The organism is Pseudoalteromonas sp. SG45-2 (assembly GCF_014164115.1).
Classification (GTDB): domain Bacteria; phylum Pseudomonadota; class Gammaproteobacteria; order Enterobacterales; family Alteromonadaceae; genus Pseudoalteromonas; species Pseudoalteromonas distincta.
Genome location: NZ_JACJEO010000041.1, coordinates 1 through 11,270, shown reverse-complemented (window position 1 = coordinate 11,270; position 11,270 = coordinate 1). Strand labels below are relative to the sequence as shown.

The following is an 11,270-nucleotide window of genomic DNA, read 5'->3' as shown; positions in this document are numbered from 1 at the left end:
GATAACTGACCCATACTTAAAATGAAGGATATTTCTGCAAGCTTGAATTGATTTTCCAAACGTATTCCTGCATGAAGCCCTTCCGCACGTTGATTTAATGCAAGTAAGTAGTCAGAAGTATTAATATCACCAGCTTGCCAGCGCTTATTTAATAAGTTTTCGCTGCTATCTAATCTGCCTTTTGTCAGTTTTTGCCATTGCTCATAATATTTTCTACTGACATTAAGCGATTCATAATTAGCTTTTGCTTCAAAAGACTGCTTTCGATATACCGACTGAAAATTCGCCTCGGCTGCAATGGCTTCTGAATAAGCGGCTTTAACATTATCTGTATAGTTATTTCTGATGTTTAAAGGCATTGAAAAAGTCACACCAACCAAGTCTTCATCTCCACTTTTCCCTGCGCTAACGCCAATGGTTGGATTAGCTTTAGATTCCATAGTGGTTAGTTGAGCTTTAGATTGTTGTCCCTTCCATTTCGCTCTAGCAAGTTTAACTTTTGGATGTTCCTCAACCCACTGGGAGTTAAATGAGTAGCTTGTTGCTCCAAAAGTAAATGAAAACAAATTGGTAGTATTAGGCGTCCAATCAGGCAATGACTCCTGAACCTTTACCTCTGCATTTTTCAAAGCAATTTGAGACTCAGATATTTCACTAAAAATTTGCGACAAGTTTAAATAGACTAGCTCAGCGTCAAGTGGCTCTAGAAGTCCAGCTTTTCGTTTGTCTTCAACAATTCCAACGAGCGTTTGCAATTGCTCTTCTCTTTCTGAAAGTAACTGAGCAGCTTTTTTTGCTGCTTGCCAATTAACTAATGCAGTTAAGGCATTAGCCTTTTTAGAATCGAGTAGAGATAACAATTGTTGCTGGTTTGCATAAACATCAATTTCACCAATGGTTTTATTTGTTGATTGCTTATCCCAAAAATCTATCGTTTGACTGATACCAATAGAGTAATTATCAAAATCACCTTCTTTTTCATAGCTTGCTTCAAGCTCTGGGTTATATACGGCTTGAGTTAAGCTTTTGGCTCTATGATTACTTGCATTAAGTAACTCTTTAGCCGCAACAACTTCGGGATCTTTATTTATTTGACTATCTAGCCATGAAATACTTTTCTGTTTGCCATAAGTGGCAACTGAAAAACTCACAGCCATGCATAAAGACAGGGTTAAACCTGTATTTTTTAAAAATATATACATAAAACTTCTTAATTTTTTAATTTATAAACACGAACCCTTTATCCTTCTCATGGACAAATAGGTCATTAAAAATCAATCTAATTAAGAAATGGGTGGGCGAAGTATCGCTTCAAGGTAAGTATTTGTTTGATCAATTTGATAAGGCGTTTTATTGATAATGTTTAGTTTGCCCGTGGTATTTGAATTACTGACTAAAATCCAAGATAAGTGGCTGCCACTGCAATGACCGCAGTGATGACAATCTTTTTCATTATGCTGCTCATCACCTACATTATCATTTGAGACATTTCGATCATCTGCATGATCATGTTGAGTTTGAAGGTGCTCTATATCTATTTGGTGATTCTCAGATGTTGAGGATGCTACAGCAGTTAACGATTGTAAAACAATCGAAATAACCAAGAGCATTTTTAGTACAACATTAAGGTTCAAAGTTATCACCAGTTAAATATAGTATTTAAAATACTAGCAGAAACTATTTTCTTAAACTAGCTTTTCAATTCAGTTTCCACGCTTTTACATTAAATAATTTTTTATTTGACTCTATAGCCACTATAGATTTTATACTTATTTTAATATTATTACGGAGTGTTAAATATGTCAGAAAAATGTAGTGGTCAGTGTCAATCATCTTCTACCAATGAAGATGTAAAAATTGATACACAATTAGATAACTATAGTGGCGCGTTTGTCAGTACATTTAAAGTACCTCAAATGGACTGTCCTTCAGAAGAGAGATTGATTAGGTTAGCACTTGACTCAATTGAGCCTTCAGTTGGGTTGCAATTTGATATTCCTAGCCGTTTAGTCAAGGTTTTTCATGATGAAAATTTAGATGAGATAACAAAAAAATTACAACAACTCAATCTCGGTGCAGAGTTGGCATCAACTAAAGAAAGTTGCAGCACCGAAGCTGCAAAAGCAAAAGATCTAGCCCAAAAAAATGAGATGAAAGAAGCATCAACGCTAAAATGGTTGTTAGCCATTAATGGAGTCATGTTTTTTATAGAAGTAATTGCTGGGATTATTGCGCAATCTGCTGGCCTTATTGCCGACTCATTAGATATGTTTGCTGATGCTGCTGTTTATGGTTTAGCTATATATGCTGTCGGTAAAAGCATAAGCATGAAACTTAGAGCGGCACATATATCTGGTGTACTTCAAATTATTCTAGCGCTAGGTGCTTTGAGTGAAGTCGTAAGACGCTTTATTTACGGTAGTGAACCTATCTCTTCTTTAATGATGATATTTGGTGGAATAGCACTAATCGCTAACATTGCTTGTCTGTTTTTAATATTTGGCAACAAAGAAGACGGCGCTCATATGAAAGCGAGTTGGATTTTTTCCGCAAATGACGTAATCGCAAACGTAGGTGTAATCTTAGCTGGCTTATTAGTTACAGTAACTAGCAGCCGTTATCCAGATTTAGTGATTGGTTTGATTATTGCTGTTGTCGTTTTAAACGGTGCTCGCCGCATCTTACAGCTAAAGTCTTAAGTAGAAAGTAGTTAAAAGAATGCACCCGTCATATTTTAAACCATATATATCATACGTGATAATGATTTTAATCGCGGTGCAGTCTGTGTTTTTTTCGCAAGAAGAGATTGAAGGAAACTTAATTGAAAGTTCTTTTAATATATCACTAACTGAGTCTATTACCCCGCTAAAAGCTCCTGAAAGCTCTAATTTATTTGAGGAGGGTAATAGCCAAACTTTAATTGATAATTGTAATTTTTGTTGCTGCTGTCAGTTATTTTTAAATACAGATTCTTCTTGTAATATTTTACAAGCAATAGAATATTTCCCTACCTACGCCTTAGTTTCCCCTGAGCTAAAAGGCTATATCTCGGTGCCATTCCGCCCACCTAAATACGCCTAAATTTTATAGAAAATTAAGAAAGGTCAAATGTTAATGACCTAAATATCACATATAAATTTATAGGAAAGTATACATGGCACTTAATACCTGTGTGCATCGCAAGATAGCAATTTTAAGGTGTGTAACACCTCGGCTTAAATATATCGCGTTTCTCGCTTTGTCACTTTTTACATTTAATGTTTATGCCTTTGAGAAGCAGTTAAACCTTCAAGAGGCAATTCAGTGGACGCTTAAACAAAATCCAGAACTTAAAATATTTGATTTCAAGCAAACGGCATTAATTGGACGAGAACAAATCGCAAGTTTAAATCCTGCTTATGAACTAGAGCTTGAAGCTGAGAACTTTGCAGGCTCAGGTGAATTTAATACATTCGACAGTGCTGAATTAACAGTCGCTCTATCTTCGGTTATCGAAATGGGAGATAAACGCTCAGCGCGGATTGGAATTGTTTCAAAATCAAGAACACTACTCACTGCTGAAAAAGAAGTCTCTGCGCTTAATTTAATGGCTCAAGTCACTGAGAAGTACGTGGAAGTACTTGCAGCCCAACAAAGAGTTATATTGGCAGAAAATGCTTTGAGCTTAGCACAAGAAACCTTAGAGATTGTATCTCAGCGTAACCGCGCAGGTGCTACTCCTGAGGCTGAAGTGAAACGCTCAAAAGCAGTTATTGCTCAGGCTAACCTCACCCTTCAATCTGAACAAAAGCGCTTGGAATATCTAAAGCTTTCTTTATCAGCTTACTGGGGAGAAACATCAGTGTCATTCTCTAGAGTAACTGGAGATCTGTTTCAGTTTGGCAATGATAGTGATTTTAGTAGTCTCTTTGCGAAATTAGAGAAAAACCCTGCTATTCAAGTTTATGCAAGTGAGCAGCGACTAAAAGAGGCCGAGTTACAGTTGGCTAAAACAGAGTCAACGGCCAATATCAAATGGTCTGTTGGTGTTAGGCGCTCTCAAGAAGCCAATGATACGGCACTGGTCGCTGGCTTTAGCTTACCTTTGTTTGCTGAAAAGCGAAATTCTGGCGCAATCGCTAGTGCGCTAGCAGAGCGTGACCAAGTTGCCATAGAGAAAGAGGCGACTAAGTTAAGATTTAGAAATCACTTACTACGAGCATACTCCAATAGAAAACAAGCCATATTAACAGCTAATTCATTAAAGCAGTCGGTTATCCCAATGCTTGAAGATGCACTGGAAGATACTCAAGACGCCTATCAAAAAGGTCGATATGGATATCTTGATTATGTATCGGCTAGACAAGAGCTGTTAAATGCTCGGCGAACCCTTATTGACGCGGCATCTGCTGCCCTAATTTATGGCGCAGAGATAGAAAAACTAACAAACGAAGCGCTGTCACTCTAAATAAACATCACTTTAAGTTTAATAACAATTTATTGATTCAGTGATTAACTGAATCGTTTAGGAATTCAAAATGAAAAACTATTTACTCGCACTATTGATTTTTATTGGGTATCTATCACCCATTCAAAGTGTTTTCGCTAGTGAAGATGAACATGAAGGCGAAGAAGGCATAAGCAAAATCGACAATAACATGGCAAAAAAGGTTGGTGTTGAAACAGCCTATTTAGCTTCAAAAACGTTGAACCAAACTATCCCTGTATACGGCTCTACGACGATAGGCGCTGAACAATTATTTCAAGTTAGCGCTAGATATAACGGCGTTATAAAGACAATAAACTTCACTGTTGGTGATACGGTAAAAAAAGGCGATCTATTAGCCGTTATTGAATCTAATGAGAGCTTAAATACTTATAAAATAACATCGCCTGTTTCTGGGACTGTTTTACAGCGAAATGGAAATATTGGCGGTATCACGCAAAACACTAGCTTGTTTGAAATCGTCAAATTTGACACCTTGTGGGCTGAATTTAAGGTGTTTACCAGCCAATATAATCAAATCAAAGTCGGTCAGCATGTTGATATTGAGCAAGGTGAACACGCATTCAGTTCAGTCATCACTAATATTATTCCAGCTAAAGATCAGCCTTATGTTTTAGCACGGGTACGATTAAACAACACTGAGTTAAAGCTAACGTCAGGTCAATTATTAAAAGGCAACGTAAAGATAAACCAATTTGAGGTGGATTTAGCGGTCGAGAAAGTTGCCATACAAGAGCTAGGTGGACAATTAGGTGTCTTTGTAAAAGAAAATGAAGAGTACGAGTTTGCACCACTTGTCCTTGGTCGTTCAGACAAAAACTATATCGAGGTCATTGATGGCCTCAGTAAAGACGCTGAATATGTAAACAAAAACAGTTATCTGATTAAAGCAGATATCTTGAAATCTGAAGTAGAAGACGACGATTAGGAGACGCAATATGATTGAATCAATTTTGCGTCTTGCAATAAATAGGCGCTATTTAGTATTAAGCTTGCTGATGGTAATCATCGGCGTTGGTATGTGGAGTTATCAAAAACTTCCCATTGATGCTGTTCCAGATATAACAAACGTACAGGTACAAATAAATACCTCTGCCCCCGGTTATTCACCTTTAGAAGCGGAGCAAAGGGTAACTTTTCCAGTAGAAAACGCATTAGCTGGACTACCAAAGCTGTCTCACACCCGCTCTCTTTCAAGATATGGTTTATCCCAGGTGACCGTTATCTTTGAAGAGGGAACCGATATTTATTTCGCACGCAACTTAATCAATGCAAGATTAGCTGCGATAAAAGGCGTTATTCCCTCTGGCTTAGAGCCAGAGATGGGTCCTATTTCCACAGGGCTTGGTGAAATATTTATGTATACCGTACAAGCTTCTCCTGACGCTAAAATGCCTAATGGAGAGCCTTATACCGCTATTGCCTTAAGAGAAATACAAGACTGGATCATTAAACCGCAATTGGCTCAAGTTAAAGGCGTCATTGAGGTCAACAGCATCGGCGGCTATAACAAGCAGTATCATATAACGCCGAAACCCGAAAAATTACTTTTTCATCAGGTAAGCTTTGAAGACGTTTCTGATGCATTACGTAAAAATAATGATAACCGTGGCGCGGGTTATATTGAGCAAAACGGACAACAAGTGTTAGTGCGCTCCATCGGGCAACTTGCGACAATGGATGAAATCCTCAATGTCATCATCAAAAAGAACGATGGTATTCCTGTAAAAATAAGTGATGTTGCCAATGTTGCTATAGGCAAAGAACTTAGAACAGGGGCTGCTACTCGTAATGGCATTGAGACAGTGCTTGGTACAACCATGATGCTGATTGGTGAGAATTCTCGCACCGTTGCTTTAGAAGTGGAACATAAGCTCAGCGAAATACAAAAATCTCTGCCAAAGGGCATTACCGCAGAGCCTGTTTACGACAGAACAACGTTAGTAGATAAAGCGATTGCAACCGTTACCAAAAACCTCGTTGAAGGTGCGCTTTTAGTTATTGTTGTGTTATTTATTCTACTTGGAAATTTACGTGCAGCTCTCATTACCGCTGCTGTTATCCCTATTTCCATGTTAATGACAATCACAGGTATGGTGCAAGCAGGAGTATCTGCCAATTTAATGAGTCTCGGCGCATTGGACTTTGGCTTGATAGTGGACGGGGCTGTAATCATCGTTGAAAACTCTGTCCGTAGGTTAGCACAGGCCCAACACAACGGTCATAGGCAAGACTTAAGAGAACGCCTAAATACCGTTTTTGAAGCCACTTCAGAAGTGATACGTCCAAGCTTGTTTGGTGTGGCAATTATCACTGTTGTTTACATCCCCATTTTCACGCTAACTGGCGTTGAAGGGAAAATGTTCCACCCTATGGCGGCAACTGTCGTTATGGCGTTAATTTCCGCAATGATCCTTTCAGTTACACTGGTTCCTGCTGCTGTAGCTGTGTTTATGAAAGGTAAAATCAGCGAAAAAGAAAGTGTAGTTATTCGTTCAACCAAGTCTATTTATGAACCATTGTTAAAAATGGCGATGAAATTTCGTTGGATTATTGTTTCATTCTCAACGCTGTTAATGGGGTATAGCCTTTGGTTAGCAACTACGCTTGGGACAGAATTTGTTCCTCAATTAAATGAAGGTGATATTGCACTACAGGCATTAAGAATTCCATCGACTGGCCTAGAGCAATCAGTAGAAATGCAAGAAGTACTTGAGCAACGTATTAAAGCGTTTCCTGAAGTTGATAAAGTATTCTCGCGCATTGGCACACCAGAAGTAGCAACCGACCCAATGCCACCGAGTATTGCTGATATCTTTGTTATTTTAAAACCACGTAAAGAATGGGCCGAACCTTCAAAACCAAAAAGTGAATTAGTTGAAGAAATGGAAAAAGTACTGAAAAACATTCCAGGCAACAACTATGAATTCACTCAGCCTATTCAAATGCGTTTCAATGAATTGATTTCTGGCGTTAGAGCTGATGTCGGCATCAAAATATTTGGTGATGATTTGGATCGGTTATTACTTACCGCAAAAGATATTCTAAATATTGTGAAAACCGTGGATGGTGCCGCTGATGCTCGAATAGAACAGGTCACAGGTGTTCCATCTTTATCAGTAATTCCTAAACGAGAAGCGCTTGGTAGGTATGGATTGAACGTTACCGAATTGCAAGACTGGGTTGCCACTGCGATTGGCGGTGAATCTGCGGGGATCATTTATGAAGGTGACAGACGGTTTGAGTTAGTTGTTCGCCTACCAGAGCAAATAAGAACGGATATCGATAGCTTGAAGCATCTGCCGCTTCCACTTGAGAATGGTAACTATGTGCCAATTGAAGAAGTTGCAGAGCTTAAATCAGAGTCTTTACCCGCGCAGATTAGCCGAGAGAACGGAAAAAGAAGAGTTGTGGTTACCGTCAATGTTCGTGGTAGAGATTTAGGCGGTTTTGTAAAAGAAGTTAAAGCTAAAATTAATCAGGAAGGAGAAATTCCAGCAGGATACTGGCTTGATTATGGTGGAACGTTTGAACAACTAGAATCAGCAAGTAAGCGATTAAGCCTAGTTGTACCGATAACATTGGTTGTTATCCTAGGTATTTTGATTATAGCATTTGGTTCATTAAAAGATGCATTAATCATTTTCAGTGGCGTGCCTTTAGCATTAACAGGGGGCGTATTTTCACTTTATTTAAGAGACATGCCCTTATCAATTTCGGCAGGTGTCGGCTTCATTGCATTGTCAGGTGTCGCAGTATTAAATGGCTTGGTTATGTTGGCTTTTATTCGAGATCTTTGGCATGAAAAAGGCGACCTATACGTAGCGATCATTGAAGGTGCCATCATTCGTTTAAGACCTATTTTAATGACGGCACTGGTCGCAAGTTTAGGTTTTATTCCAATGGCGTTAAACACTGGAATTGGTGCAGAAGTACAACGACCACTAGCAACAGTTGTTATCGGCGGTATTGTATCTTCTACCATTTTAACTTTGTTTGTATTGCCTATTTTATATCAATGGGCGCATGGCGCTGAGAGTAACAAACAGCAATCCGACGAAATCTAAAAGCAAAAAAGCAGCTTAATTACTAAGTTATGCCTAATTAAGCTGCTTTTTATATTGTATGCTCCAAAATTTTATTGATAAAACTTACTCTGCTTCATCCCTACAATTTTCATTTAAAAACTCAAACTCTATCGTCGTATGCGATAAATGATAGGAAGATAATTTAGCTGCAACCTCTTGTTTAAGCTTAATTAATTCTTTAACGTCAAAGTTGTCACTCAGCTCAAGGTGCGCTGTTAAAACGTGACTTTCACCATCCAGTGACCAAAAATGCATATGGTGTATACCATTTACTTCAGGAAATTCAATTAATGACTGCTTAATACGCTCTTGGGTCTCTTTATCGGGTGCAGCTTGAAGAAAAAGCACCAATGTTGATTTAAGATTTTTGAAAACGTTAAATAAGATAAACAGCGTAAACCCTATTGATAATAGAGGATCTAATATCGGCAGTTCAACGAACAACAATACAATAGAGACTATAAGAACGGCAACCCAACCGAGTACATCTTCAAGTAGGTGCCATGTCAGCACTTTTTCATTTAGTGTTTCACCCGCTTTTAATTTGAATACCGCATAACCATTTACGGCAACACCGAGTATGGCTAGCCCTAACATCCCCTCAACTACAGGCATTTCAGGATTGGACAGCTTAGGTATTGCTTCAAATAAAACCCAAATAGAGCCGATAATCAAAACAATACTATTTACCAATGCACCAAAAAGTGTAAGTCGGCGATAACCATAGCTGAATTTGTCTGATGCTTCTTTATCTGAAAAACGACTTAAAATCCACGCAAAACCTATTGAAAGACTATCACCAAGATCGTGAACGGCATCCGCCATTATCGCCGTACTGTTTGTGAGCCAACCACCTATAAATTCGATAATGGTAAATATCACATTAAGGAAAAATGCCCAACCAATCCGGTCGTCTTTACCATGCTGATGACTGTGACTATGGTTGTGCATTTTGTACCTCCAGTACTTTTTTATTTCTTATTTTTGATACATTCATATTAATCAAATGTCGGATCACTCGTTGATACAACCAACGTTTTACACCTGATAGATTAGTACCTTTTTCGAGATAGAACTTATCTGGTGAATCATAAAGCCCAAAGTCGTCATGAATACCTTCTTTTTGAATATAGGTATCCTCTCCACGCCAATCCGTACCGGGTGAAGATAAGCACTTTGTTGCAACACCATAACCACAAAACTCATCTTTTGCTTGGCTAAATTTCTGCTGTAGTGAGCTTAAGTATTGCTCATCCAATATAAAGCCCTCTAAGTTTATCCAACGCCCTTCAAAGTAAACTTCTACCCAACTATGAATGATGTATTTAGGTGCTAACCAAAATACAAGCTTAGGATAGCACCTTTTTATAGTTGCTGATCAATGGTAAAACCTTGGAAACGACACTGGATACCTAGTCCACGCAATAGTGCCATTAACAGATTACCCTTAGTATTACATTGTCCATAACCATCTGCTAGCACATCGCTTGCTGAAATATCATCACTCTTGTTATAGCCAAACATTATTTCATCTTTTACAAACTGATAAGCGGCACCAATTTTGTTGAAATTATCCAAATTTTTCCACCCTCGTTGATCGATCAGGGATTGGATATCTTTGTGTTCAAAATTAACGATATTCGTATTGTTTAAATATTTCTCAGTCATTTTTATATATCCCTTTCGTTGCATACCTATACTATAGATCCTATAGTAACTATAGAGTCAAATGTCTGGGGGAAATTGATGAAAATAGGCGAATTGTCAAAAAAATCGGGCTGTTCAATACAAACGATTAGATATTATGAAAGAGAAGGATTACTGTTAAATCCAAACCGTTCAGAAGGTAATTTCAGGCTGTATGATAGTAAAGCACTTAAACAATTGGAATTCGTAAAGCATTGTCGCAGCCTAGATATATCACTCAATGATATTAAACGTCTTATCGAATTAAAAAATAAGCCAGAAGAAAGCTGCTCTAGCGTTAATGCATTAATTGATCAGCAACTTGCACTAGTGAATAAACGTATGAAAGAATTAAGGGCGCTTAAAGCTGAATTACAACAGATGGCAAGTGCTTGTGGTTCAGACAATACAATTGAAGCGTGCGGCATCATCAAATCATTGGATAGCTAAACTAAATATAACTTTAGATTAGTAGTATTCACAAAGGCAATAATGTAAACCATTGGCAAATTAGCACAATCATTAAATTTAAATGTAGAAACCATTCGTTTTTATGAACGAGAAGGGCTGATTACACAACCTGAAAAACCAATATCTGGTTATAGACAATATGACGAAACAATAGCAGGACAACTTAGGTTTATCACAAAAGCCAAAGCGCTCGGCTTTACGTTAAGAGAAATAAAATCGCTAATGTCTATGGACAGCAACTGCACTCAAGTTGAGCTATTAAGCCGACAAAAGTTAGCAATCATTCGAGACAAAATTAATGACCTTCAACGTTTAGAGAAAGTAATTGTGGATATGACAAATACCTGTATGCAAAACGAAGATCCAACACATTGCCCCATAATTGATTCATTAAAATGATTGACTCCGTACTTATATACGGAGTTTAGAATGATGGTAATATCAACCAATAGACTTTCAAATGATAAATAAAATATTAGACAGAGTAGGCTCTAGTGGCGTTTGGCTAGCGGCACGGCCTGCTTCCCTGCATTAAGGTC

10 protein-coding genes and 1 pseudogene are annotated in these 11,270 nt (G+C 38.0%); 7 read left to right on the top strand and 4 right to left on the bottom strand.

Translation table 11 applies throughout. From position 1 onward, the window contains the following. The coding region (locus H5116_RS19745; RefSeq protein ID WP_182716907.1) for a TolC family protein at window positions 1-1,202 on the bottom strand (1,202 nt) is incomplete at its 3' end. A gap of 81 nt (window positions 1,203-1,283) precedes the next feature. Next, window positions 1,284-1,643, bottom strand: a complete 360-nt coding sequence (locus H5116_RS19740) for a hypothetical protein (protein WP_227006932.1) — start codon at window positions 1,641-1,643, stop codon at window positions 1,284-1,286. Window positions 1,644-1,799: 156 nt separating this feature from the next. On the opposite strand from H5116_RS19740, the gene H5116_RS19735 reads away from it, so the two are divergent. From H5116_RS19735 to H5116_RS19715, 5 genes are all read left to right on the top strand, one after another. Then, on the top strand, window positions 1,800-2,699 hold the full coding sequence (locus H5116_RS19735) for a cation transporter (protein WP_002962256.1): 900 nt from the start codon (window positions 1,800-1,802) through the stop codon (window positions 2,697-2,699). Window positions 2,700-2,784: 85 nt separating this feature from the next. Beyond that, window positions 2,785-3,081 carry a hypothetical protein gene (locus tag H5116_RS19730; RefSeq protein WP_232007049.1) on the top strand — a complete coding sequence of 99 codons (297 nt, stop codon included), beginning with the start codon at window positions 2,785-2,787 and terminating at the stop codon, window positions 3,079-3,081. A 73-nt stretch (window positions 3,082-3,154) separates the two neighbouring features. Further along, entirely contained in the window at window positions 3,155-4,447 is a 1,293-nt protein-coding gene (locus H5116_RS19725) for a TolC family protein (RefSeq protein ID WP_002962255.1), read from the top strand. Window positions 4,448-4,517: 70 nt separating this feature from the next. Next, the gene (locus H5116_RS19720; RefSeq protein ID WP_002962254.1) at window positions 4,518-5,414 is read left to right on the top strand and encodes an efflux RND transporter periplasmic adaptor subunit; all 897 of its coding nucleotides are present in this window, start codon (window positions 4,518-4,520) and stop codon (window positions 5,412-5,414) included. Window positions 5,415-5,424: 10 nt separating this feature from the next. Further along, complete coding sequence (locus tag H5116_RS19715; RefSeq protein WP_002962253.1) at window positions 5,425-8,553, top strand: efflux RND transporter permease subunit; 3,129 nt, start codon at window positions 5,425-5,427, stop codon at window positions 8,551-8,553. Between the two features lie 84 nt (window positions 8,554-8,637). Here H5116_RS19715 and H5116_RS19710 read toward each other — a convergent pair whose 3' ends face one another. Both H5116_RS19710 and H5116_RS19705 read right to left on the bottom strand, forming a co-directional pair. Next, entirely contained in the window at window positions 8,638-9,525 is an 888-nt protein-coding gene (locus tag H5116_RS19710) for a cation diffusion facilitator family transporter (RefSeq protein WP_002962252.1), read from the bottom strand. Then, window positions 9,512-10,242: pseudogene (locus tag H5116_RS19705) on the bottom strand (transglutaminase-like domain-containing protein). The gene H5116_RS19710 and the pseudogene H5116_RS19705 overlap by 14 nt, the downstream one beginning before the upstream one ends. A gap of 78 nt (window positions 10,243-10,320) precedes the next feature. On the opposite strand from H5116_RS19705, the gene cadR reads away from it, so the two are divergent. After that, window positions 10,321-10,710, top strand: coding sequence for a Cd(II)/Pb(II)-responsive transcriptional regulator (gene cadR, locus H5116_RS19700; RefSeq protein WP_002962247.1), 390 nt, complete (start codon window positions 10,321-10,323; stop codon window positions 10,708-10,710). A gap of 51 nt (window positions 10,711-10,761) precedes the next feature. Then, entirely contained in the window at window positions 10,762-11,130 is a 369-nt protein-coding gene (locus H5116_RS19695) for a MerR family transcriptional regulator (protein ID WP_028834999.1), read from the top strand. Window positions 11,131-11,270 lie beyond the last annotated feature (140 nt).

Excerpts from the sequence above, each read along its gene's own strand:
- cadR (WP_002962247.1), top strand. The coding sequence starts at position 10,321 with ATGAAAATAGGCGAATTGTCAAAAAAATCGGGCTGTTCAATACAAACG.
- H5116_RS19715 (WP_002962253.1), top strand. The coding sequence starts at position 5,425 with ATGATTGAATCAATTTTGCGTCTTGCAATAAATAGGCGCTATTTAGTA.
- H5116_RS19720 (WP_002962254.1), top strand. The coding sequence starts at position 4,518 with ATGAAAAACTATTTACTCGCACTATTGATTTTTATTGGGTATCTATCA.
- H5116_RS19725 (WP_002962255.1), top strand. The coding sequence starts at position 3,155 with ATGGCACTTAATACCTGTGTGCATCGCAAGATAGCAATTTTAAGGTGT.
- H5116_RS19710 (WP_002962252.1), bottom strand. The coding sequence starts at position 9,525 with ATGCACAACCATAGTCACAGTCATCAGCATGGTAAAGACGACCGGATT.
- H5116_RS19735 (WP_002962256.1), top strand. The coding sequence starts at position 1,800 with ATGTCAGAAAAATGTAGTGGTCAGTGTCAATCATCTTCTACCAATGAA.